This window comes from Ruegeria sp. HKCCD4884 (assembly GCF_013110855.1).
Taxonomy (GTDB): domain Bacteria; phylum Pseudomonadota; class Alphaproteobacteria; order Rhodobacterales; family Rhodobacteraceae; genus Ruegeria.
This window is the reverse complement of the sequence record NZ_WVRJ01000006.1, coordinates 197224-220346: the sequence shown is the minus strand read 5'-3', so window position 1 is coordinate 220346 and position 23123 is coordinate 197224. Positions and strand designations below refer to the sequence as shown.

Sequence of the window (23123 nt, the reverse complement as noted above, 5' to 3'; positions counted from 1 at the left end):
GGCTGTCTGCCCCCTCTTGGCCCGGTGGGCCAATTCACCCCCGAAGGTATTTTTAGCCAGATGAAAAGGATCCCGCGCGTGACGGGACGGAGAACGACATGAGCGAATTGGTGAAGTTCTGGGCGGATGCGCTGCGTCAGCATTGGGGGTTGGACGCACGGTTGACTCGGCTGGACGGTGAATATGACCTGAACTTTCTGGTGCAGGCCACCAATGGGCAGGATTATGTGCTGAAGGTTATGCGTGCGGGCTGTGAGGCGGATCTGGTGGATCTGCAGATACAGGCGCTGGCTCATATTGCGTCGGAAGCACCGGGTTTGCCTTTTCCCAAGGTGTTTCCCGATTTGAATGGCGCTCTGTTGCCCGAGATTGCGGATTCTGCGGCCCAGCCGAGGCTGACCTGGTTGCTGGAATGCCTGCCGGGACAATGCTATGCGAAGGCGGCACCAAAATCCGAAGAACTGATCCTGAAACTGGGGCGCGTGTTGGGGGCAACTGACCGGGCCCTGGAAGGGTTCCAGCATGAGGGGTTGCATCGGGCCGGCTTCAAATGGGACCTGATGCAGGCGGATTGGATTGCGGAAAAGCTGGGCGCGATTTCAGATCCTTCGCGGCAAGCCTTGCTAAAGGAAATCTGCGACGGGTTCGCCGCGATTTCCGGCACCCTTGCGGATCTGCCCAAGCAGGCCATTCACAATGATGCCAATGACTATAACATTCTGGTCGAAGGGGAGTTGAGCGAACGGCGGCGGATCTCGGGGCTGATTGATCTGGGTGACATGTGCGCGGCGCCGCGGGTTTGCGATCTGGCGATTGCCGGGGCCTATATCGTGTTGGACCATCCCAAGCCGGAACGGGCGTTGGCTGCGTTGGTGAAAGGGTATCACGCGGCCAACCGGCTGCGCGAGGATGAGGTGGATTTGATCTGGCCGTTGTTGCGGATGCGGCTTGCCGTGTCTGTTGTCAACTCGACCCTGATGGCCGCCGAGACCCCGGATGATCCTTATGTGACCATCTCTCAAGCGCCCGCATGGCGGTTTCTTGAGAACGGTTCGGTCAATGGTGGCCTCATGTCGGCGCGTTTGCGGGCGGCTTGTGGATTGCCGGTGGTCGATGGGGCCGAACGGATCCATGCCTATCTACAGGAGCATCGCGGTCAGTTCGCCCAGATGTTCGATCAGGATCTGAGCGATATGCCCATGGGCTCGCTGTCGGTTGAAAACTGTGTCTGGCCGCAGAACCCGTTCCACATGCCTTTGGCCGAGGCCGCGCGGGTTGGCGAAGAATATGGGCAAGATCTGTGGCTGGGCTATTACAACGAGCCCCGCCTGATCTATGCCGAACCGGGGTTCCGCAAGGGCCCGTGGAAAGCCTCGGACCGGCGGACAGTGCATTTGGCCGTGGATGTGTTTGCGCCTGCCGGGACGGTGCTGCACGCGCCCATGAGCGGGCGGGTTGAGGTCGTCGAGAACCGCGACAACCATCTCGACTATGGCGGGGTGATCATCCTGCATCACGAAACGCCCGAAGGTGATCCGTTTTACACGCTCTATGGTCATCTGGATCCAGAATGCTGTGACAGGTTGAAACCCGGCGATCCGGTAGCACAGGGGGCGGCGTTTGCCCGGCTGGGCGATGCCAGCCAGAATGGCGGATGGTCCCCTCATGTGCATTTCCAACTGGCCTTGACCACCGATGGCATGGAGGCGGACTGGCCTGGTGTTGGCGATCCTGACGAGATGGAGCTGTGGCACGCGGTCTGTCCGAACCCCGCCGCCTTGCTGAACCTGCCGGATGACAAGGTGTTTTACCAACCCACTGACAAGCAGGCGATCCAGCAAGGGCGACGCGATCATTTTGGTGGTAACCTGTCTCTGACCTATGACGATCCGGTCATGCTGGTGCGTGGGTGGAAACACCACCTGTTCGACGAATGGGGCCGCCCTTATCTGGACGCCTATAACAACGTCCCTCATGTCGGTCATGCGCATCCGCGTATTCAGGCCGTGGCAGCGGAACAGCTGAGGCGGATGAACTCGAACACCCGCTATCTGCATCCAGCCCAGACCGCTTTTGCCGACAAAATCCTGTCCAAACTGCCAGATCATTTCGAGGTCTGCTTCTTTGTCAATTCCGGGACCGAAGCCAATGAGCTGGCTCTGCGGCTGGCCCGTGCCCATACCGGAGCGAAAGGGATCGTGACACCGGATCATGGCTATCACGGGAATACAAACGCGGCCGTGGCGATCTCGGCTTATAAGTTCAACAAACCGGGTGGCGTCGGCAAAGCCGACTGGGTTGAACTGGTTGAGGTTGCGGATGACTACCGTGGTTCGTTCAAGCGCGACGATGCGGATCGGGCCCAGAAATTTGCCGATCTTGTAGATCCGGCAATCACGGCCTTGAACGCGCGCGGGCAAGGCGTCGCCGGGTTCATCGCCGAGACCTTCCCCTCGGTCGGAGGACAGATCATTCCGCCCAAGGGCTATCTGCCTGCGGTTTATGAAAAAATCCGCGCCGCAGGTGGTGTCTGCATCGCCGATGAGGTGCAGACAGGTCTTGGTCGTCTGGGCGAGTACTACTTTGGTTTTGAACACCAGGGCGCACTTCCCGATATCGTTGTGATGGGCAAACCTATCGGAAACGGGCACCCTCTGGGCGTGCTAGTAACGACCAAAGAAATCGCAGACAGCTTCAACAACGGGATCGAGTTCTTTTCCACCTTCGGCGGCTCGACCCTGTCCTGCAGGATCGGCAAAGAGGTGCTGGACATCGTCGACGACGAAGCTCTGCAAGACAATGCCCGCCTGATGGGAGACCGTCTGATGACCGGCTTGCGTCAGATCGAAAACGACTTTGGCTGTGTTGGCGACGTGCGGGGCGTGGGGCTGTTCCTTGGTGTGGAACTGATTAACCCTGACGGATCAGAGGGAACCGAGATTTGCAGCTATGTCAAAAACCGGATGCGCGACCATCGTATTCTGATCGGTAGCGAAGGACCAAAGGACAACATCCTGAAGATCCGCCCGCCGCTGACCATCGAGGCCGAGGATGTGGACATGGTCCTTTGGGCGTTGCGAGACGTGCTGTCAGAGGTGGGCGATTACACCCCTGCCCCGGTTTGCGATCACGATCATCATCATGCCGGATGTGGGTGCTGCTGAACAAAATAACCCCGGCGCAATGCCGGGGTTAAGCCGTCCTGAACCGGGGATCAGTGGAGAACGGCCGAGGGGGTATGGTGTCCCGTAGTAGGGATCCTGAACCCGGCCGTCATGCGTCTGAGGGCAAGGCCAAGTTCTTCTGACAACGCGGCAAGCGCAGGTGCAAAATCCGGGCGTACGATCAGAGATGCCATCATCATTGCGTCTTCACGCGCACCTTCAGAGGCGGCTGAAATCATCTGAGCGAAACAGTTTTCGTCCGCGCCAAGACACGCACATCCCAACCCATGCCTGATCAATGGACGACGACCGTAATTTGCGCAAAGTGAACACAGGCGATCCAGTGTAAGCATCGCGGCCTGCCCGCTCTCTGCCCCCAAAGCGATCTGAAAGTCACTGGCAGCATCGGCCCTTGCACCTTCACCCGCGCTCCACATGCGCAGATACATGACCGCCCCCGCCTCAACGAGATCCAAGTCGGCAAGGCGACCTACCGTAGCGCCGCCGCGCGTTTTGCCAGCGCTCATTTCGTCAGGATCAGTTTGCCCGCGCGGGTAATGCGCAGAGTGTAGAGTTGGTCGCCCAATTCGATATGTGCCAGGTTGCCGCCTTTTGTCAGGTCTTCGGCCTTGTGCGCGGGAAGCATCGAGACAGCGTAACCTTGGCTTGGGGTCGGGTTCTGAACGTTCATCGGGACATCTCCAGAGCGTGTCGGCTTAGTGCCAATTCAGTTGCGTTTCATGTGATCTGGCTGACCCCGAATGGGCTGGCTTTCTGTTCCTGCGGTTAATCTGATTAATTTAGTAAGGATTGTCAAGTGTCGTTTTAACACAAGTGATTGCGCCCGGAAAAAGGGCGGGTTACCTCTGTGGGCAGAGGGGAAAAGGCAGGAAAAACATGACCGCAACTGTTGTATTTGATCTGGATGGAACGCTGGTGGACAGCCTGGGTGATTTGGCTGCGGCGACAAACCGAATGCTGGATGACACCGGGCAGGATCCCCTGTCCTTCGAGATCATCAAAGGATTCGTTGGAAATGGCCTGCCCAAGCTGGTTGAACGCGTGATCCACCACTGCGATCTGTCGATGGACCGTCACGCGGAATTGGCGCAATTGACCCTCAAGCACTATAATGCCGCTGCCAGCGAAACAACCGTTCCTTATCCCGGTGTTCCCGCTGCGTTGGAACGTTTACAACAGATGGGCTGCGTTCTGGGTGTGTGCACCAACAAGCCCGAAGCCCCGGCGCGGCATGTGCTGGAGGCGTTGAACCTGTCGCAATTCTTCGACGTCGTGCTTGGTGGCGACAGTCTGCAGACACGGAAACCAGACCCTCAACATCTGTTTGCAAGCTTCGACGCCCTTGACGGATCAGGACCGCGTATTTTTGTCGGAGACAGCGAGGTTGACGCTGAAACCGCTGTCAGGGCAAAAGTCCCGTTTCTTCTGTTCACGGAAGGATATCGAAAATCCCCCGTACAGGACATTCCGCATGATATTGCTTATGAGGCTGCCGCCGACCTGCCCGCTCATGTGACAACACTGGCCACGGCCTGAGCGCAATCGGTTTTCCAAGCCCGGCGCGTCTTCACGTCTCCAAAAAGTTAAGAGGGGCCGGCCGAGGGGGTGTGACCAGCCCCTCATCGGGGAAAGTAATTACCGTGTGTTTGTGTGGTAAATACGGTAGGTCATGTTTACCCTTGATAGGCCCCGCGCGAAATTGGGGGTTTCCCGTAGTTGTGTAAAATTCCCTGAAAACCTGTCGAAAACGGCTGCAAAGTCATCTCGATTTACCCCTCTTCCCTTGCATTCATCCCGACCCGGCGCTCTGGTGGTATGAAAGGTGGAAATGAAGGACAAATCGGGCGAAAGGTAACCCATGGAAAAACCGGGCAGAAATCGCAAACTGTCGGCTTTACCAGTGCTGCAAGGTGTCTTGCCTTTGGACCGATCACGCCTTCCTGCAGAGATGCTAGCAGGGCTTACATTTGCCTGCCTCGCGATACCCGAAGTTATGGGTTACACCAAAATTGCGGGTACGCCGGTCGTCACCGGGCTGTATACGATCCTGATTCCCATGGCCCTGTTCGCCCTATTCGGCTCATCACGGCACCTGGTGGTCGGGGCCGATTCGGCAACGGCAGCCATTACCGCCTCGGCCCTTGCGGGCATGGCGGTTACAGGCTCGTCCGAGTATCTGGCTTTGGCATCGCTTCTGGCATTGATGGCAGCCGTGTTTTTGATTGGCGCGCGGATCATCGGACTGGGATTCCTGGCCGATTTCCTGTCTCGTACCGTTCTTGTTGGTTTCCTGACCGGCGTAGGCATTCAGGTCGCCACGGGTGAAATACCCGGTCTATTGGGGATCGAGGCCACGGGGCACGGCACGCTTGCGCGACTGACCGATGTTTTCAACAATTTGGCTCAGGTCAGTTGGCCAACCGTTTGTGTATCGGCGGCCGTTCTTGGTATTGTGCTTGCCTGCACAATGTTGTCGCGAAAAGTACCAGGACCTTTGATCGCGATCGTGGGGGTGATCTTATGCAGTTGGGCCTTTTCCTTCGAAACGGTGGGAATTGCCCTGCTGGGAACAGTGCCCGGCGGCTTGCCATCGATCTCGATCCCCGAGGTGGATTGGAGTTGGACCCTGTTCAAACAACTCCTGCCCACTGCACTGTCCATCTTCGTTGTCATTCTGGCCCAAAGCGCTGCGACCTCGCGCGCGTACGCGGCCCGATATGACGAGAGGTTCAGCGAGAACACAGACCTGATCGGGCTTGGGCTTGCCAATTTCGGAGCGGCATTCACCGGCACATTTGTGGTCAACGGCAGCCCCACCAAAACCGAAATGGTCGCCAGCGCGGGTGGCCGTAGTCAGGTGGCGCAACTGACCACGGTTGCCATAGTCCTGCTTGTGATCCTGTTTCTGACCAAACCGCTTGCCTATCTGCCGAATGCCGCCTTATCCGCTATCGTCTTCCTGATCGGGTTGAAACTGATCGATCTGCGTGGTCTGACAACGATTTACAAACAAGCCCGATCCGAGTTCTGGGTGGCCACTGCGACGGCAGCTGTGGTTGTCGTGGTCGGCGTGGAACAAGGCATCATCTTTGCAATGGTCCTGTCGCTGGTCGATCACACCCGCAGAGGGTATCGCCCAAAGAACGCTGTGATTGTCAAAACCCAGTCCGGTGGCTGGCATTCAAAAGATCTGGCCCCGCCTAACCAGTTCGAGCCCGGCCTCGTGATCTATCGGTTTTCGCACGGCATGTATTACGCAAACACGCAGCGTTTTACCGATGAAGTTACCGCCATTGCGCAAGGCCCGGACGCCAAACCTGAATGGTTCTGCCTTGACGCGTCAGCCATAGATGAGGTCGATTTCACCGCCGGATACGCCTTGCGCAACATGGCCGGGGTCCTGAAGGAAAACGACATCAAGCTGGTATTCACGCTGGTTGAGCACGACGTAAAGGCCGAGTTGGATCGATATGGCGTGACCGACATTGTGGGAGAAACCGCGTTTTTCGACAGCGGCACCAGCCTTCTCGAAGCCTTTCACAAGCGTCAAAAGACGTAACGATGTTCACTTAGTGATAGTGTTTCGCCTTCGACATCTTTCCAATGCCGGGATTGAACGAGTTGGTTGGGTCGCAGCATTTGTAATGCGCCGCCAGATCAGGTTTGGCCGGGTACAAATGGCCCACATTGTGCTCGGCCGGATATTCCGCACCGCGTTCGTCGAACAGCTTAAGCATCGCCGCCTTCAACGCCTTGGGGTCCGCGCCCTTTTTGACGATGTAGTCCTGATGCATGACGTGGCACATGAAGTGGCCATAGTAGAGTTTGTGCACCAGCTGGCTCTCGATTTCGGGCGGGAGTTTTTCAAGCCAGTCCTGATCGTTGCGGCGCAGCGCCACGTCCAACGCGATAATGTCTTCTACTTCCGAGTTATGCAGAGCCATGTAACGCACGGCGGCTCCGGCTGCTGCGAAGCGGTGCAAACCGGCAATCTTGGCCTCGCGGGCGTCGCATTCAAAAAATCCGGCGTCGCGGTCTTCCAAGAAATTCGGCAACCACGCAGCAGCCTCTGCTATACCGTCATCTTTCATCTTCAGGATCAGGTGATGTTCGTACTTGTCACGGAACTCAACCATCCGCTTGGGCAGAACACGTGGCCATAGCGCCACGGCCATTTGCATGAAACGGTCGGTGAAATTATCTAGTAACGGGATCCGCCGAAGACGTGCATCGACCGCGCCTTTCATCGCAAAGAAGAACGGCAAGCGATCCGTACCCAGTTTGTCGATCATCACAACCGTGTCCTTGCCGTATTTGGCAGTGATGTCGAACACCTCACGCTGCATATATTCGGCCGAAACAGGAAGGGACTTGAACCTGGACAGGATATGACGGCGCAAAGCGGCCAGATCATCGGGGTTGTTTGTTCCGATATAGAACACTTTTTCCGCGTCATTTTTCTTGAAGGTATCAAGACGTACGGCAAAGACCGCCAGTTTACCGGCAGAGCCAGCGGATTCGAACAATTTGGCCTTGTCTGCGTTGAAGCGCGCAGGCGTTTCTGCGTCCACATCCCGCACGATCTGCGCATAATCGCTGGCTGAGGCGCGCTTGTTTGTGGCACCGGGGTTGCGGTCGAACATGCCAGCGTCGAGGCTTGCCAGGATTTCCTCGGGCGTATCGCCCAAATCAATGCCCAGATGGTTGACCAGTTCCAGCTCGCCCTGCTCGGATATCCGGGCGTACACGGACAGTTCGGTGTAAACCGGCCCACGCTCGACCAAAGACCCGCCCGAGTTATTGCAGACCCCACCCACAATCGATGCACCGATGCACGAGGATCCGATCACTGAATGCGGCTCGCGCCCCAACGGAGCCAGCAGTTTTTCCAACGCGAAAAGGGTGGCACCGGGAAAGCTGACGATTTGCTCGCCATTGTTCAACGGGACCAGTGTATCCATCCGGCGGGTGTTGATCAGAACGACATCGCGGTCATAGCTGCCCGACGGTGTCGAGCCTTCGGTCAAGCCGGTATTGGCCGCCTGCATGATGACAATCTTGTCCGAGGCAACGCAGGCTTGCAGGATTTTCCACTGTTCCAGCAGGGTACCGGGCTGAATGATACATAGCGCCTCACCTTCGCCCGAGCGGAAGCCACGCCGAAACCGCTCGGTCGCGCGTTCGCCAGTCAAGACGTGGCGTGATCCGACGATAGAACGGAAGTGCTTGATCAACTCGTCATTGGTCATCTCGGCCCCCAATTTGGGTTCAGGCGTTGCGGAAACGGATATTCTCGCGGCTCAACTGGTCGACGCTGGTGACGCCCATCAGTTTCATGTCGCGCTCAATCTCGGCCCGCATCAGGCCAAGCGCGCGCTCGACACCCGCCTGCCCGGCGGCGGCCAACGGGTAGAGATAGTGCCGCCCGACACCCACGGCCTTGGCCCCAATCGACAGCGCCTTCAGCACATGGGTACCGCGTTGGATGCCGCTGTCCATCATCACATCCAGCTTGTCGCCGACGGCATCGACGATCTCAGCCAGTTGGTCAAAGGGCGTGCGTGAGCCGTCCAACTGGCGACCACCGTGGTTCGACAGGATGATGCCGGTGCATCCGATCTCAGCCGCGCGTTTAGCATCTTCGACGGTCATGATGCCCTTAAGGCAGAACTGACCGTCCCAGTCGCGCACCATCTGTGCCACGTCATCCCAGTTCATCGACGGGTCGAGCATGTCGGTAAAGTAGCCGCCGATCGAGCTGGCGCCGCCACCCATATCCACGTGTTCTTCCAGTTGCGGCAGGCGGAATTTCTCGTGTGTGACGTAGTTGATCCCCCACATCGGCTTGATCGCGAACTGGATCATTCCGCCTAGCGTCAGCCGGAACGGGATCGAGAACCCTGTGCGCAAGTCACGCTCACGATTGCCTCCGGTGATGCTGTCGACGGTCAGCATCATGACCTCGACACCCGCCTCTTTCGCGCGCTGCATCATGGCGGCGTTCAGGCCCCGATCCTTGTGGAAATAGAACTGATAGACCTGCGGGTTCTTATGCTTTTTCCGAAGCTCCTCCAGCGACACGGTCCCCAGCGAAGAAACACCAAACATCGTCCCGTATTTTTCAGCCGCCGCCGCGACGGCGCGTTCGCCCTGATGGTGGAACAGGCGCTGCAAGGCAGTGGGCGAGCAATAGACGGGCATGTCCAGCTTTTGCCCCATCACCGTGACCGACATATCCACGTCTGACACTCCGCGCAGGACCGACGGCAACAGATCACACCGGTCAAACGCATTGGTGTTTTCCCGATACGTCACCTCATCATCCGCGCCACCGTCGATGTAGTTGAAGATGGGGCCCGGCAGCCGCTGCTTGGCCAGCCGCCGGAAGTCGTGGAAGTTATGACATTGGCTCAGACGCATCGGGCAGGCTCCTTAGTAAGCGACCGAGGGCAACCAGGTGGCGAGCGTCGGCCAGAGGAAGACTAACGCCAGACCGGTCAGCTGCAACAGCACAAAGGGGATGATGCCTTTGTAGATGTGGGTCAGCTTGATCTCGGGCGGGCAGACGCCTTTCAGGTAGAACAGGGCGAAGCCAACCGGCGGGGTCAGGAAGCTGGTTTGCAGCGTTACCGCGACCAGGATCACGAACCACACCAACGCCGGTTCATCCAATACGCCGAAGCCGGGGATGTCGATGCCCAACCCGTTCACGATGGGGCGCATCAGGGGAAGTACGATCAGTGTGATCTCGATCCAGTCCAGAACGAAGCCCAGCAAGAACACGATGAACAGGATGAACAGGATCGTCCCGTTGGCTCCGAAACCGGTGGACTGCACCACATGTTCGATCAACTCGTCCCCGCCCAATTCACGCAGGACGTAGGAGAATACGGTCGCGCCAAGGAAGATCGCGAAGATGTACGCAGTGGTGTTGAAAGTCGACACCAGCACGTTCCACAGCTTGGCGAAAGTCAGCTTACGATAGCCCAGCGCCAGCAGTGTCGCGCCCAGCGCACCGATGCCCGAAGCTTCGGTCGGCGTGGTCAGACCCGCAAAGATCGAACCTAGCACGGCGAGGATCAGCATCAGCGTCGGGATGACGGCAATCAGCACGTCTTTGACAGCAGCCCAGTCGGGGGCTTTCGCACCTTCCGGCACAGGGGCCGCGTCACGTTTGATCAAAGCTAGTAGGAAGATGTAGGTCAGGTACAGCCCGCCGATGATGACACCGGGGAAAACGGCTGCCATGAACAGATCGCCGACAGACAAGGCCATCTGGTCGGCCATGATCACCAGCATGATCGAGGGCGGGATCAGGATACCCAGCGTACCGGACGCTGAAACCACGCCAGCAGCCAGCGTCGGCTGATATTTCTGCTGCATCATCGACGGCAACGACAGTACGCCCAGCAGCACAACCGAGGCTCCGATGATGCCGGTCGAGGCTGCCAGAATGATCCCGATTAGGGTCACGGTAATCGCCAGACCTCCGCGCACGGTCCCGAACAGGCGCTGCATCGAGGACATCAGACGCTCGGCCACACCGGATTCGTCCAGCATCAGGCCCATGAAGATGAACATCGGCAAGGCGACCAGAACCGCGTTGGACATGGTGGCATAAACGCGGTTCACCACAGCACCCAGAGTCAGGTAATCGAGCCCGGTAAAGGTGCTCTCAAGACCCGTCCACAGCATAAGATCGTTGTCGAACAGGTAAGCCAGACCGCAATAGGCCACACCGACACCCGCCAGCACCCATGCCACCGGATAACCAGTGAACAGCAGCGCAATGAAGGTCAGGAACATCGCGATGACCAGCTTTTCCTCGGTCGTTTCGACAAGGAAGGTTAGGCCCACGCAAACAGCGGCGAACACGGCCAGAACCAGCAGAATACGGCGCAGCGGCGCGCCTTCCCGTTCTGAGGCCGGTCCATAAAGCAGCGCGTGCCCATCATGGATCAACCGTGCGAGTGCAGCCAGTGCGAGCAGGATGAAACTGATCGGAATGACAGCCTTGAACGCCCAGCGCGCAGGCAGACCAGTTGGGCTGTCCGAGCGTTCATTCACGCGGAAGCTTTCGTAGAAATAGTCATACCCCTGGTCGACCATCAAATAGATGAAAGGGGTCAACAGAGTCAGGATGCCGATCACTTCGATGATCCGCTGCGCCCGGCGGGACAACTGCATATGCAGGACGTCAACGCGGACATGGCTGTCGGTGATCAAGGCATATGAGATGCCGATCATCGTGACGACGCCGTAGAAATGCCACTGGATCTCATCCAGCTTGGGATAGTTCTGGCTGAACAGGTAGCGCAGCGAAACCTGGCTAAAGATCGCGGCCATAAGCAGGATATTCGCCCACATGACCACATGTCCCACCGCCTTGACGCCCGTGTCGATGGCGACGGCGATCTTCTGACGGTCGGTATCTGGATGTTCCAGGATGCCTTCATAGGCTTCGACCGGATCATTTGTATATTTTTCGTTGGCCATGGTCATTCCTCGCTCAGCACCCCGGCGCGCGGGACGGTGAAGGGTTAGAAATTCCGTTATTGGGAGAGTTCGGAGCGGCGGACTCCGCCGCCCCGGTTACGTCAGTTAGGGAGAGTTTACTGACGTGGGAGGAACGCGTTGGTCTTCCAGAGGTTATAGCCGTCGCGGAATTCGTTCATGTCCGCCAGGACTTGGGCAAAGAAAGCATCGTTTGCGGCTTCTTCAGCAGCAACCTCGTCCCACGTTGCGCGGAATGTATCCAGCATCTCGGGCGACCACTGCTTAATGGTGACACCGTTGTTTTCAACGTTGTCGATCAGTGCGGCATGCTGGATCGCTTCACCTTCGGCAAAGCTGTCTGCCATCGACGCTTTGCAGGCGCTTTCGATGATCGCCTTGTGCTGGTCGCTGGTTTCATTCCAGACGTCTTTGTTGATCAACAGTTCGAACACAGTCGCCTGCTGGTGCCAGCCGGGGAAATAGTTGAACTTGACCAGTTTATGGAAGCCCAAGCGTGCATCAATAGCGGGCATCGAGAATTCAGTCGCGTCAATCGCGCCTTTTTCCAGCGCGGGGAAGATCTCACCACCTGGCAGCAGCGACGTTGCAACACCCAGCTTCTGCATGACTTTGCCGCCCAGACCAAAGAAACGCATCTTCAGACCGTTCAGGTCTTCGGGCGAGTTGATCTCGGTTGCGAACCAACCCGAGGTTTCGGGGGCGATGATCGCGCAGGGCAGAACGTGAACGTTGTAGCCGGCCTGATCATACATTTCCTGATACAGGGTCATGCCGTTGCCGTAATAGAGCCACGCCATGTATTCACCCGCTTCGGGGCCGAAAGGCACAGCCGAAAACAGCGGCGCAGCCGGGATTTTACCGGCCCAATATCCAGCTGTGGTGTAGCCCGAGTTGATCTTGCCAGTGGATACCGCGTCCAAAATCTCGAACGGCGGAACCAGCTTGCCCGGCTCGTACACTTTCATCTTCAGCGTGCCGCCCGACATCACGTCAAGCTGTTCGGCAACACGCGGGATCGGCGAGCCCAAGCCCGGCAACTCGGTCGAGAACGCAATCGGCGTTTTCAACAGCAGTTTGTCTGCGGCAACCGCAGGTGCGGCGATAATGCTGGCCGCCACGGCCAAGCTCGTCAGGGTCTTCTTCATGAGATCTCCTCCAGGGTTGGTCGGGGTTTCAGCCCGATCATTGGCGCAGGCTCTTCCAGCGCCGCTCCGGTGGTAAACTAACTTTACCATTACGATCCAGTCAACAATTTTATTTACCACTGGATATGAAGCTGCTTTCACTTGCAGCGTGTCCGCGCGGTTCGTCAGCGCGTTGCGTTTTTGGTTCAGATTTGAAAATCCTGCAATTTTCCCAATCAATTCTGGTAATTATGCCTAAGAATTCAGCGAACCGTGTTTTCTTGAAAATTACCGCGATATGGTTATATTTATTTACCAGTAATATGATCTTCGCATTTCATATGAGGCAAAACCCATGAGCACCAAGGCGATTTTTGAACCGGTCGGACACGAATCGCTGGCAGACGCTGTTGTCTCACAAATCGAAGATCTGATCGCATCGGGTATTCTTAAACAGGGGCGCAAGCTGCCTTCCGAGCGTGATCTGGCAGAGATGCTGCGCGTGTCGCGCCCGAAACTGCGCGAAGCGCTGGCCGCGCTGGAAGAGCGCGGCTTGGTGACCACTCAGCACGGAGAAGGTACATTTGTAGCCGCCCTGACAGGGCAGGCGATGCTACCGGCGTTGCTCTCACTTTACGAACGGCACGAGCCCGCGTTTTTTGACTATCTGGAATACCGTCGCGAGCAAGAAGGGTTTGCCGCCCGCCTGGCCGCCCGACGCGCGACCAAGGCGGACAAGGAACGAATTGCCGAGATTCTGGCCGAAAACCAACGCGCCTGGGAAGAAAATGATGCCTTGGCCTCGCGCGAAGCAGATTTCGCGCTGCATTCAGCCATTGTTGATGCCAGCCAGAATGCAACTCTTATCCATATGATGGCGTCCATCTATGAATTGACCAAGCAAGGCGTCTTCTACAACCGCAGCTTTTTGAAGTCGATTGACGGGTCTGGCAAGAAATTGCTGGAACAGCATCTTGAATTGGGTCAGGCCGTGATCGACAGCGATGAAGAGCGTGCGGAACAGGCTGCGTTTGCACATATCGATTTCGTTGAAGATTCCTTCAAACTGGGAATCGAACAGCAACGCCGCGAAGCCATGGCTGAAAAGCGTCGGATATTGTCGCGCTGATGATTTGTGGGCGGTCAGCCCGTCACGTCCAATGCGCCCAACATGCCGGTTTCCTTAACCGCCTCCATCGCCACAAAGGTGGATGTGCTCGCCACATGTGGCAGAGACGAAATCTTTTCTGCCAGCACCGCGCGGTATTCTGACATGGATCCGGTTCGAACCTTCAAAAGATAGTCGAAGTTTGACGCAATCATATGGGCCTGCTCGACTTCTGCGATCCGGCGAACGGCGGCATTGAACTCGGCCAGTGCCTTTTCTCGCGTGTCTGTCATACGCACCTCGACAAAAGCCACGTGATCCAGGCCCAATCTGATCGGGTCAAGCATTGCCCGATACCCTTTTATCACGCCACTCGCCTCGAGCCGCTTTAGCCGCGCTTGCGTCGGTGATTTCGACAAACCGATCTCGCGCGCAAGATCAGCAACCGAAACACGGCCATCCTCAGCCAATATTTTCAGAATCGACCGGTCGAAGCGGTCCAGATCAGGGAAGTTCATTTGCACTGTCTTTCGCCGTAAATTCGGAACACTCGCCTCTATTTATTCCAAACTCAGTCCGTTGTCCCGTTTCATCCGACTTATATTATCACAAAGACCGGAGGACCCATGTCACACAGCCTGCGTACACTCATTGACACCCCAACCTATGCCGATCAGTCGGCTGTTCTTGATACCCTGATCACTCAGGCCAACCTGACGGACACAGATCGCAACGCCATCTGTGCTGCTGCCGCGCAGCTGGTTCGCGACATCCGGTCCAGCACCTCACCCGGCTTGATGGAGGTATTTTTGGCCGAATATGGCCTGTCCACCGACGAAGGCATCGCTCTGATGTGTCTGGCCGAAGCACTTCTGCGCGTGCCCGATGCCGACACGATCGATGCGTTGATCGAAGATAAGATCGCGCCATCCGATTGGGGCAAACATCTGGGGCAATCCTCTTCATCGCTGGTGAACGCATCCACCTGGGCGCTGATGCTGACCGGCAAAGTGCTGGACGAAGGCCAGGCCTCTCCGGTCGGTGCGCTGCGCGGTGCAATCAAGCGCTTGGGCGAGCCCGTGATCCGTACCGCCGTGGCGCGTGCGATGAAAGAAATGGGGCGGCAATTCGTTTTGGGTGAAACCATTCAGTCCGCCATGAAACGTGCGCGGGGGATGGAGGATAACGGCTACACCTATTCCTACGACATGCTGGGCGAAGCCGCACGCACCGAGGCGGACGCCGCGCGCTATCACCTGTCATACTCGCGCGCCATTTCGGCCATTGCCGAGGCCTGCATCCATGACGACATCCGCGCCAATCCCGGCATCTCGGTCAAGCTGTCCGCCCTGCATCCTCGCTACGAGCTTGCGCAAGAACAGACGGTCATGGACGAGTTGGTCCCGCGCCTGCGGGCTCTGGCATTGCTGGCCAAAGCCGCTGGCATGGGTCTGAACGTCGATGCCGAAGAGGCAGACCGCCTTTCGCTATCACTGCAAGTCATAGAGGCAGTCATGTCTGATCCAGCCCTCGCCGGGTGGCACGGGTTCGGTATCGTGGTGCAGGCCTACGGGCCACGCGCCGGTCTGGTTCTCGATACGTTATATGACATGGCCGAACGCCACGACCGCAAGCTGATGGTGCGTCTGGTCAAAGGCGCCTATTGGGACACAGAAATCAAACGTGCGCAGGTCGAAGGGGTGGATGGGTTTCCGGTCTTCACCCACAAGGCGGCAACCGATGTTTCCTACATCGCCAATGCCCGCAAACTGCTGAACATGACCGACCGGATCTATCCGCAATTTGCGACCCACAACGCCCATACGGTCAGCGCCATCCTGCATATGGCCGACGATCAACCTTATGAGTTCCAGCGCCTGCATGGCATGGGCGAGACTCTGCATCAGATCGTGATGGGTAAGCAAAACACCCGGTGCCGCATCTATGCGCCGGTCGGGGCGCATCGCGACCTACTGGCCTATCTTGTGCGACGTCTTCTGGAAAACGGGGCGAACTCGTCGTTCGTCAACCAGATTGTCGATGAAAACGTGCCGCCGGAAGAAGTCGCCGCAGACCCGTTTGTCACTGTACAGACGCCGCCGCCCGCCCTGCCGACAGGACCCGAGCTGTTTCAACCAGAACGCCCTAACTCCAAAGGGTTTGATCTGCACCACACGCCCACTCTGGATCGGATCGAGGCGGCGCGGGATGGGTTCCGGGCGCATCATTGGTTTGCTCAACCTCTGTTGGCTGACAAGGCCAAGCCAGAGGCCGAAGAACCTGTTACCAACCCGGCCAGTCCGCAGGACCGGCCCGGGTCCGTTGCGCCAGCCAGCGCGGCGGATGCAGAGCTGGCCCTGGCCTCGGCCAACCCCTGGGACGCACCGGCTGCTGAGCGTTCGCGCGTTCTGAACGCCGCTGCCGATCTTTATGAAGCGAACTATGGCGAGCTTTTCGCCCTTCTTGCTCGCGAAGCCGGGAAATCACTGCCTGACGCTGTGGCGGAACTGCGCGAGGCGGTGGACTTCCTGCGGTATTACGCAGCCAACATTCCTGCGGCCAAGCCTGCCGGAATCTTTACCTGCATCAGCCCCTGGAACTTCCCTCTGGCCATTTTCTCAGGGCAGATCGCAGCGGCGCTGGCCACCGGAAACGCTGTGTTGGCCAAACCTGCGCCTCAGACGCCTTTGGTTGCGCATCGCGCCATTCAATTGATGCACGAGACAGGCGTGCCGCGCGATGCGTTGCAATTGCTGCCCGGTGGACCTGCTGTAGGCGCCGCGCTAACGTCGGATGAACGCGTTTCGGGCGTGGCCTTTACCGGGTCTACGGCCACAGCGCTCAAGATCAGGGCCGCGATGGCCGGGAACATGCGCCCCGGTACGCCGCTGATCGCGGAAACCGGCGGTCTGAACGCCATGATCGTCGACAGTACCGCCTTGCCCGAACAAGCCGTGCAATCGATCGTCGAAAGCGCCTTTCAATCGGCGGGCCAGCGCTGTTCAGCCCTGCGTTGCCTGTATCTGCAGGAAGACATCGCCGACGACGTTCTGACCATGCTCAAAGGCGCAATGGACGCCCTGAGCATTGGAGACCCCTGGCTCATCTCAACCGATTGCGGCCCGGTCATCGACGAACAGGCCCGGCAAGGCATAGCTGATCACGTGGCCAAAGCGCGTGGCGAGGGGCGGGTTCTGAAAGAGCTTCCGCTGCCGCCCGAAGGCACTTTTGTTGCCCCAACACTGATCGAGGTTTCTGGCATTACCGCGCTGGAACGCGAGATTTTTGGCCCCGTACTGCACGTGGCCCGGTTCAAGGCGCAGGACATCGACAAGGTCATCGCCGATATAAACGCCACTGGATACGGGCTGACCTTTGGACTGCACACGCGCATCGACGACCGGGTCCAGCATGTGACCGAGGCGATCCATGCCGGCAACATTTATGTGAACCGCAACCAGATTGGGGCCATCGTCGGTTCGCAACCCTTTGGGGGCGAAGGTCTGTCGGGCACCGGCCCCAAGGCGGGCGGGCCGAACTACATGGCCCGCTTCTGCGCGCCGGATCGTCAAAGCACCGCAGATACGTGGAGCACCGTGGCCGACCTGCCAGCCCCTCAAGGGCAACCAGCGCCAGTCAAAACGCAATCCTTGCCCGGTCCGACCGGAGAATCGAACCGCCTGAGCGAATACCCTCGCCAGCCATTGCTGTGTATGGGGCCCGGAGAGGCCGCAGCGCGCGCCCAGGCCGAGGCTGTTCAGGCGCTGGGTGGCACCGCCATTCAAGCAACCGGAATGCTTGACCTGCATCGGTTGGAAAACCTGACCGGCATCTCAGGTGTACTGTGGTGGGGGGATGACGAGACCGCCCGGCAGATCGAGCAACATCTGGCACGCCGCGACGGCCCGATTCTGCCTCTGATCCCTGGCAAGCCCGACCGCGCGCGGGTTCTGGGCGAACGTCATGTCTGCGTCGACACGACAGCTGCGGGCGGAAACGCTGCGTTGTTGGGAGGTGCGGCATAAGCTTGCCTTGACGCTGGGCGCGCAAAAGCCCAGCGTCGCACCATGTTTCCGATCCGTGACCATAACCCTTCGGGGCGCACGCCGTATGTTGTCTATGCTCTGTTGGCGGCCAACATCCTGATCTTCCTCAGCTATGTGGGGATCATGGATGACGGGCCGCGGATCAGCAGGCTGTTCTTCGACTACGCCATCATCCCAGCGCGCGTCAGCGATGGGTTTGGGTTGGAAACCCTTGTGACTTCCATGTTCCTGCATGGCGGCTGGATGCATCTGGCCGGAAACATGCTTTTCCTTTGGATTTTCGGTGACAACCTGGAAGACGAGATGGGACACCTGCCCTTCTTGCTGTTCTATCTGGCAGCCGGGATTGGCGCTGGCCTCATTCACATCATCACCGGGCCGGACTCTCAGGTGCCGACCGTCGGCGCCTCGGGCGCAATTGCAGGTGTGATGGGTGGGTATCTGTTGCTGTTCCCGAAAGCGCGGGTGGATATCCTGCTGATCCTGATTGTCTATTTCAGGGTCTTCACCATTCCGGCCTTCATCATGCTGGGGGTCTGGCTGGCGATTCAGTTCTTCGGCAGCGTCACCAGCAACCCCGACGAAGGCGGCATTGCCTATTGGGCCCATACCGGAGGGTTTGCTGTGGGCCTGATCCTGTGCATACCGCTTTGGCTGCGGCGCGGAGGGGTGCAGTTTTGGGACCGCACCCATGGCCACCCGCCACACCCGGAAGCGAAATACAAGCTTTCGCAGTCACGTATTCCACGTGTTCCGCGCAAGTAACCTGAGAACTGTTTAGCCCCGGATAACCTTAGAGAACTGATCAAAGATCGGTTCGTTAGAACAGATCACTTCACCGTCCTCCAGCACATTGCCTTCGGGGTTCAGTGCCTGCACGAAGCCGCCTGCCTCTTTCACGATGATGATACCGGCCGCAAGATCCCAGGCGTTCAGGCGGCGTTCCCAGAAACCTTCGTACCGGCCAGCGGCGACATACGCCATATCAAGCGCAGCGGCACCCCAGCGGCGTACACCAGCGCAAGCGGGCATGAGACGTGCCAGATCCTGCAGAGTCGCTGGCAGGTCCGAACGACCGCCAAAAGGCAGGCCAGTCGCAAAGACCGATTCAATCATGCGGTGACGGCCTGACACGCGAATACGCATATCATTCATCCATGCGCCCTCGCCTTTTTCCGCAAAGAACATCTCGTCCTTGGCGGCGTCATAGATCACACCGGCTACAATCTTACCCTTGTGTTCCAGCGCGATCGAGATCGCCCAATGCGGCAGGCCGTGCAGAAAGTTGGTGGTGCCATCCAGCGGATCGACGATCCAACGACGGGTCGGGTCTTCGCCGTCAATGGCGCCACCCTCTTCGGCCAACCACCCATAGGTAGGGCGTGCGCCCAGCAACTCTTCTTTCAAGATGGCCTCGGCGGCGATATCAGCTTTGGAAACGAAGTCCCCCGCGCCTTTCATCGACACCTGCAAATTCTCGACTTCACGGAAATCTTTGACCAAAGAACGCCCCGCTTTGCGCGCGGCTTTGATCATGATGTTGAGATTTGCACTGCCAACCATTGTCAAAAGGCTCCTGTCCGGTCAAACCGCGCGTATACTGCCGCAATGCGCCATTGCCAAGAGGAATGATACGCATAACGGACCCGCAGGAAACGCCGTTACTGGGATTGCAGCTTGCGGGCTTCTTCCCGGGCCAGTTTCACCAGTTCCTGCACATAAGGTTTCTCAAGATCCTCCGACCGGATCGCAGCGTACAGGCGTCGCGTGATCCCTTCTTTCGTCAGGGGCCGGGTCACGTAGTCCGAATTGTACTTGACCTCGCGCACGACCCAATCCGGCAAGACTGAAATCCCCCGGTTAGACGCGACCAAAAGCAGAATAACAGCGGTCAACTCGACCTGCCGGATCGCGGCGGGTTCAACCCGAGCAGGGATCAGCAACTGGCTGAACACATCCAGACGCATACGCTCCACCGGATACGTGATCAGGGTTTGACCGCGAAAATCCTCTGCCTCGATATATTCTTTCTCGGCCAGTGGATGGGTCGAGGCGGCCACAAAGACGGCGTTGTAGTCGAACAGCTCCACAAAGTCGACACCCGGCAGGTCTTCGGGGTCGGACGACACCACTAGATCAACCTCTTCTTTCTGCAAGGCCGGAAGGGCATCAAAGGCCAGGCCGGGGCGGATATCCACATCGACATCGCCCCAGGACTTCCTGAAAGCCTCAAGTACCGGGAAAAGCCATTCGAAACAGGCATGGCATTCGATTGCGATATGCATCCGCCCGGTACGCCCATCCCGCAGCGAAGAAAATTCATGCTGAGCAGCCTCGACCTGCGGTAGGATCTGTTCCGCAAGTCGCAGCAAACGCAATCCGGCGGCCGACAGTTTCATGGGCTTGGAGCGACGCAGAAAAAGCTCGACCCCCGCCTGATCCTCTAATCCTTTGATCTGGTGGCTTAACGCAGACTGAGTGATGTTCAACTGGTCTGCTGCACGCGCCAGCCCGCCGCATTCATGGATCGCTTTGATGGTACGCAGGTGCCGGAATTCAATGTGCATTTCGAACAGCATTCATGTTGTTGTTGAATAATATGAGTTTGTCTCACATTGCCTGCCATGGCACAAGAGGCTCAGATGATCCAGCGAGGCCGTTATGTCCAAACCTGAAATTTCCTTTGAGTTCTTTCCGCCCAAAACTCTGGAAGCCTCATTCCGTCTTTGGGACACGGTTCAGACTTTGGCCCCCCTGGACCCTCGCTTCGTGTCCGTTACCTACGGCGCTGGTGGCACAACGCGCGAGCTGACACGTGACGCAGTTTCGACCCTTCATAAGTCGTCGGGCCTGAACGTCGCTGCACATTTGACCTGTGTCGATGCCTCACGGCAGGAAACACTGGAAATCGCCGACACATTCGCACGCGCCGGTGTGCAAGACATCGTCGCCCTGCGCGGCGACCCGCCGAAGGGTCAGGACAAGTTCGTTCCGCACCCCGACGGGTTTGCCAGCTCGGTCGAGCTGATTGAAGCGCTGGCCGAAACCGAGATGTTCAGTATTCGCGTCGGTGCCTATCCTGACAAACACCCCGAAGCTGCCGATTTGGCTGCGGATGTGGATTGGCTGAAGGCCAAGCTTGACGCGGGCGCGGACGAAGCCCTGACGCAGTTCTTCTTCGAGGCAGAAACCTTTTTCCGTTTCCGTGACGCCTGCGCCAAAGCGGGCATCGACAAGCCGATTGTGCCCGGCATTCTGCCGATCGAGAACTGGGCAGGTGCCCGCAATTTCGCCAAGCGCTGCGGCACACATATTCCTGTGTGGGTGGAACAGGCTTTCGAAAAGGCAGTGCGTGACGGACGCGAGGATCTGCTGGCAACCGCGATCTGCACCGAGCTGTGTTCAGATCTGATCGAAGGCGGCGTGGACAAGCTGCATTTCTACACACTGAACCGTCCGGAACTGACCCGTGATGTGTGCTTTGCGCTTGGCATTACGCCGCGCGTTGAACTGGAAAACGTCGCCTAAGTCGGAAAAACTCAACGATTCGCCCGGGTTACGCTCACCTCGGGCGACTTTCGTTCTATTTTGTGTGAACTGTTTCACACTCATATTCGCAAAATTGCAGTTTTACAGGACAATTGAATCGCAAGATCGCGATTGTTGTCTGCACCCTCGCAAATCCACCTCGGAATTTGACAAAACTATGACCTGGGCGACACTGGAGGCGTGTAGTTTGTAACGAGTGTTTTGAGTATGGAACCTGTAGATAAAGTGCGGGCGCGCACTGATGCCCTTGCAGATTTGGGATTACCCCCATCTGCCAGTTCCAATGAAATCAGAGAGGCGTGGCGGCAGATCGCCTTTCATTCGCATCCCGATCACCGGGATGGGGACAGTTCCGGGTTCTCGCGCGCCAAGGCCGCCTATGATTTCTTACGCAACGAAGGATTGACGAAAAAGGGCGGTGGCAAAGCTGGCCAGGCTCAACCGCGTCGTCCGCGTTTGAAAAAGCGGATCATTGAGTTGCCGCAGGAAGACATCGCCGCCTGCAAAGCAATGCTGAGCCCTGAGGAAGTCTTGTCTCATGAGCACAGCCCAGCAGATGCGTTTGACGTACCCGAAGCGTGCATTTCGGACCATGTTCCAGATGCGGTAGGCTGTTACGGGCGGCATTTGACCTATTTCGTCACCACACCCGTGCATCACGGTGCAAATCGTGTGGCCTTGCCAACAACAGTCCTGAGCGGTGCGCGGCATACCGAGGCAGAGATTCTGAGCTTTCAGTCCAAGGACACCGGTGCCGGAGAGGTGGTGATCCCGGACACGATTTGCGAACGCAAATTTCCTGGCGCCAAGAGCGTGAAGATCCGGTTTGATGCCGATCAGGACATCCGCGATCAATTCTGGCTGGCGGGCTGAATGCAAAAAAGCCCGGCCAGATCAGCCGGGCTTTGAATTTTTCAATCCAAGGCGTCGATCAGTTTGTGACCGGGCCTTCCGAAGTGAATTTCGGGATCACACTTGTCGATGCGTCCGAGGACTCGATGCCCGGCCAGTTGCCTTCAGCGATGTTGATGTTGCCGGGCACATCTTCTTCCCAAAAGCCAACAACCACATCGGTGATGTTCAGGTACAGCTTGTCATCAACAATGCGCCACAAGTTGGGGTTGGCCGGAACCTTACCGCCTTTTGACACGCCATAAGCACAGTGGCCATCATATTGCGGCGCATAGAAGGCCGGATTTTCCAGGAACGTGTCGCGGTTTTCTTCGGTCGCAAAAGCCCAGGTTGCACCGTTGTATTCCGCAGTAATGTCGGCTTTTCCGCGCACGGCTTCGGGCTGCGATTGGCCGACCGGAACCTGATCAAGGCTGCGATATGCAACCACGTCGTAGCCCGAGACAGCAAAGCCGGTGCCATCAACATATTGAGGCCCGGCAAATGCCGGAACCGCCAGAGCCATGGCCGCAGCGAAGGTCAATGCAAAGCGTTTCATGTGGTCTATCCTTTTCGGGTCAACTGTGTCCGTGATGCCGTTGTGGCAGGTCTGACAAGACAATATGCGATTCCCGTGCAGTTCGTAGTCCCCCTAACGCCGCTGTGACCCGACACGAGAAAACGTGAGAGTTTGGACGGAGAT

At 57.8% G+C, this 23123-nt stretch carries 18 protein-coding genes; 8 read left to right on the top strand and 10 right to left on the bottom strand.

Going from position 1 to position 23123, the window contains the following annotated elements:
* Positions 1-98 precede the first annotated feature (98 nt).
* Positions 99-3164 (top strand): aminotransferase class III-fold pyridoxal phosphate-dependent enzyme, encoded by a 3066-nt coding sequence (locus GS636_RS11320; protein ID WP_171669519.1) that lies wholly within the window; start codon positions 99-101, stop codon positions 3162-3164.
* Between the two features lie 50 nt (positions 3165-3214).
* On the opposite strand, the gene GS636_RS11315 is transcribed toward GS636_RS11320, so the two are convergent.
* Positions 3215-3691: a hypothetical protein gene (locus GS636_RS11315; RefSeq protein ID WP_171091554.1), complete on the bottom strand. Its 477-nt coding sequence runs from the start codon at positions 3689-3691 to the stop codon at positions 3215-3217.
* Positions 3688-3855, bottom strand: a complete 168-nt coding sequence (gene hemP / locus GS636_RS11310) for a hemin uptake protein HemP (protein ID WP_171669518.1) — start codon at positions 3853-3855, stop codon at positions 3688-3690. The genes GS636_RS11315 and hemP overlap by 4 nt, the downstream gene beginning before the upstream one ends.
* 206 nt (positions 3856-4061) lie before the next feature.
* On the opposite strand from hemP, the gene gph reads away from it, so the two are divergent.
* Both gph and GS636_RS11300 read left to right on the top strand, forming a co-directional pair.
* Complete coding sequence (gene gph, locus GS636_RS11305) at positions 4062-4721, top strand: phosphoglycolate phosphatase (RefSeq protein WP_171669517.1); 660 nt, start codon at positions 4062-4064, stop codon at positions 4719-4721.
* Between the two features lie 322 nt (positions 4722-5043).
* A complete protein-coding gene (locus tag GS636_RS11300; RefSeq protein ID WP_171669516.1) occupies positions 5044-6744 on the top strand; it encodes a SulP family inorganic anion transporter in 1701 nt (566 codons plus the stop codon).
* A gap of 10 nt (positions 6745-6754) precedes the next feature.
* Here GS636_RS11300 and dld read toward each other — a convergent pair whose 3' ends face one another.
* The 4 genes from dld to GS636_RS11280 form a co-directional block, all read right to left on the bottom strand.
* A complete protein-coding gene (gene dld, locus GS636_RS11295; protein WP_171669515.1) occupies positions 6755-8434 on the bottom strand; it encodes a D-lactate dehydrogenase in 1680 nt (559 codons plus the stop codon).
* Between the two features lie 19 nt (positions 8435-8453).
* On the bottom strand, positions 8454-9605 hold the full coding sequence (locus GS636_RS11290; protein WP_171091562.1) for an alpha-hydroxy acid oxidase: 1152 nt from the start codon (positions 9603-9605) through the stop codon (positions 8454-8456).
* 12 nt (positions 9606-9617) lie between these two features.
* Positions 9618-11681, bottom strand: a complete 2064-nt coding sequence (locus tag GS636_RS11285) for a TRAP transporter large permease subunit (RefSeq protein ID WP_171186319.1) — start codon at positions 11679-11681, stop codon at positions 9618-9620.
* A 116-nt stretch (positions 11682-11797) separates the two neighbouring features.
* Positions 11798-12847 carry a TRAP transporter substrate-binding protein gene (locus tag GS636_RS11280; RefSeq protein WP_171669514.1) on the bottom strand — a complete coding sequence of 350 codons (1050 nt, stop codon included), beginning with the start codon at positions 12845-12847 and terminating at the stop codon, positions 11798-11800.
* Between the two features lie 334 nt (positions 12848-13181).
* Between GS636_RS11280 and GS636_RS11275 the strand changes: the two genes are divergently transcribed.
* The gene (locus tag GS636_RS11275) at positions 13182-13955 is read left to right on the top strand and encodes a FadR/GntR family transcriptional regulator (RefSeq protein ID WP_171669513.1); all 774 of its coding nucleotides are present in this window, start codon (positions 13182-13184) and stop codon (positions 13953-13955) included.
* Between the two features lie 14 nt (positions 13956-13969).
* Here the strand turns inward: GS636_RS11275 and GS636_RS11270 are convergent, their stop codons facing one another.
* Positions 13970-14452, bottom strand: coding sequence for an Lrp/AsnC family transcriptional regulator (locus GS636_RS11270; RefSeq protein ID WP_171647808.1), 483 nt, complete (start codon positions 14450-14452; stop codon positions 13970-13972).
* A gap of 108 nt (positions 14453-14560) precedes the next feature.
* On the opposite strand from GS636_RS11270, the gene putA reads away from it, so the two are divergent.
* Positions 14561-17959, top strand: coding sequence for a bifunctional proline dehydrogenase/L-glutamate gamma-semialdehyde dehydrogenase PutA (putA, locus tag GS636_RS11265; protein WP_171669512.1), 3399 nt, complete (start codon positions 14561-14563; stop codon positions 17957-17959).
* A gap of 42 nt (positions 17960-18001) precedes the next feature.
* The gene (locus tag GS636_RS11260) at positions 18002-18745 is read left to right on the top strand and encodes a rhomboid family intramembrane serine protease (RefSeq protein WP_171669511.1); all 744 of its coding nucleotides are present in this window, start codon (positions 18002-18004) and stop codon (positions 18743-18745) included.
* A gap of 12 nt (positions 18746-18757) precedes the next feature.
* On the opposite strand, the gene GS636_RS11255 is transcribed toward GS636_RS11260, so the two are convergent.
* Positions 18758-19543 (bottom strand): inositol monophosphatase family protein, encoded by a 786-nt coding sequence (locus GS636_RS11255; RefSeq protein WP_171186328.1) that lies wholly within the window; start codon positions 19541-19543, stop codon positions 18758-18760.
* A 98-nt stretch (positions 19544-19641) separates the two neighbouring features.
* A complete protein-coding gene (locus GS636_RS11250) occupies positions 19642-20547 on the bottom strand; it encodes a LysR family transcriptional regulator (RefSeq protein WP_171669570.1) in 906 nt (301 codons plus the stop codon).
* Positions 20548-20641: 94 nt separating this feature from the next.
* Between GS636_RS11250 and metF the strand changes: the two genes are divergently transcribed.
* Both metF and GS636_RS11240 read left to right on the top strand, forming a co-directional pair.
* Positions 20642-21508, top strand: a complete 867-nt coding sequence (gene metF / locus GS636_RS11245) for a methylenetetrahydrofolate reductase [NAD(P)H] (RefSeq protein WP_171091579.1) — start codon at positions 20642-20644, stop codon at positions 21506-21508.
* Between the two features lie 228 nt (positions 21509-21736).
* Positions 21737-22402, top strand: coding sequence for a J domain-containing protein (locus tag GS636_RS11240; RefSeq protein WP_171091580.1), 666 nt, complete (start codon positions 21737-21739; stop codon positions 22400-22402).
* 58 nt (positions 22403-22460) lie between these two features.
* On the opposite strand, the gene GS636_RS11235 is transcribed toward GS636_RS11240, so the two are convergent.
* On the bottom strand, positions 22461-22979 hold the full coding sequence (locus GS636_RS11235; protein ID WP_171091582.1) for a YHS domain-containing (seleno)protein: 519 nt from the start codon (positions 22977-22979) through the stop codon (positions 22461-22463).
* Positions 22980-23123 lie beyond the last annotated feature (144 nt).

What these genes read in the sequence shown, in the direction of transcription:
- GS636_RS11320 (WP_171669519.1), top strand. Translation starts at nt 99, where the DNA reads ATGAGCGAATTGGTGAAGTTCTGGGCGGATGCGCTGCGTCAGCATTGG.
- GS636_RS11315 (WP_171091554.1), bottom strand. Translation starts at nt 3,691, where the DNA reads ATGAGCGCTGGCAAAACGCGCGGCGGCGCTACGGTAGGTCGCCTTGCC.
- hemP (WP_171669518.1), bottom strand. Translation starts at nt 3,855, where the DNA reads ATGAACGTTCAGAACCCGACCCCAAGCCAAGGTTACGCTGTCTCGATG.
- gph (WP_171669517.1), top strand. Translation starts at nt 4,062, where the DNA reads ATGACCGCAACTGTTGTATTTGATCTGGATGGAACGCTGGTGGACAGC.
- GS636_RS11300 (WP_171669516.1), top strand. Translation starts at nt 5,044, where the DNA reads ATGGAAAAACCGGGCAGAAATCGCAAACTGTCGGCTTTACCAGTGCTG.
- dld (WP_171669515.1), bottom strand. Translation starts at nt 8,434, where the DNA reads ATGACCAATGACGAGTTGATCAAGCACTTCCGTTCTATCGTCGGATCA.
- GS636_RS11290 (WP_171091562.1), bottom strand. Translation starts at nt 9,605, where the DNA reads ATGCGTCTGAGCCAATGTCATAACTTCCACGACTTCCGGCGGCTGGCC.
- GS636_RS11285 (WP_171186319.1), bottom strand. Translation starts at nt 11,681, where the DNA reads ATGGCCAACGAAAAATATACAAATGATCCGGTCGAAGCCTATGAAGGC.
- GS636_RS11280 (WP_171669514.1), bottom strand. Translation starts at nt 12,847, where the DNA reads ATGAAGAAGACCCTGACGAGCTTGGCCGTGGCGGCCAGCATTATCGCC.
- GS636_RS11275 (WP_171669513.1), top strand. Translation starts at nt 13,182, where the DNA reads ATGAGCACCAAGGCGATTTTTGAACCGGTCGGACACGAATCGCTGGCA.
- GS636_RS11270 (WP_171647808.1), bottom strand. Translation starts at nt 14,452, where the DNA reads ATGAACTTCCCTGATCTGGACCGCTTCGACCGGTCGATTCTGAAAATA.
- putA (WP_171669512.1), top strand. Translation starts at nt 14,561, where the DNA reads ATGTCACACAGCCTGCGTACACTCATTGACACCCCAACCTATGCCGAT.
- GS636_RS11260 (WP_171669511.1), top strand. Translation starts at nt 18,002, where the DNA reads ATGTTTCCGATCCGTGACCATAACCCTTCGGGGCGCACGCCGTATGTT.
- GS636_RS11255 (WP_171186328.1), bottom strand. Translation starts at nt 19,543, where the DNA reads ATGGTTGGCAGTGCAAATCTCAACATCATGATCAAAGCCGCGCGCAAA.
- GS636_RS11250 (WP_171669570.1), bottom strand. Translation starts at nt 20,547, where the DNA reads ATGCACATTGAATTCCGGCACCTGCGTACCATCAAAGCGATCCATGAA.
- metF (WP_171091579.1), top strand. Translation starts at nt 20,642, where the DNA reads ATGTCCAAACCTGAAATTTCCTTTGAGTTCTTTCCGCCCAAAACTCTG.
- GS636_RS11240 (WP_171091580.1), top strand. Translation starts at nt 21,737, where the DNA reads ATGGAACCTGTAGATAAAGTGCGGGCGCGCACTGATGCCCTTGCAGAT.
- GS636_RS11235 (WP_171091582.1), bottom strand. Translation starts at nt 22,979, where the DNA reads ATGAAACGCTTTGCATTGACCTTCGCTGCGGCCATGGCTCTGGCGGTT.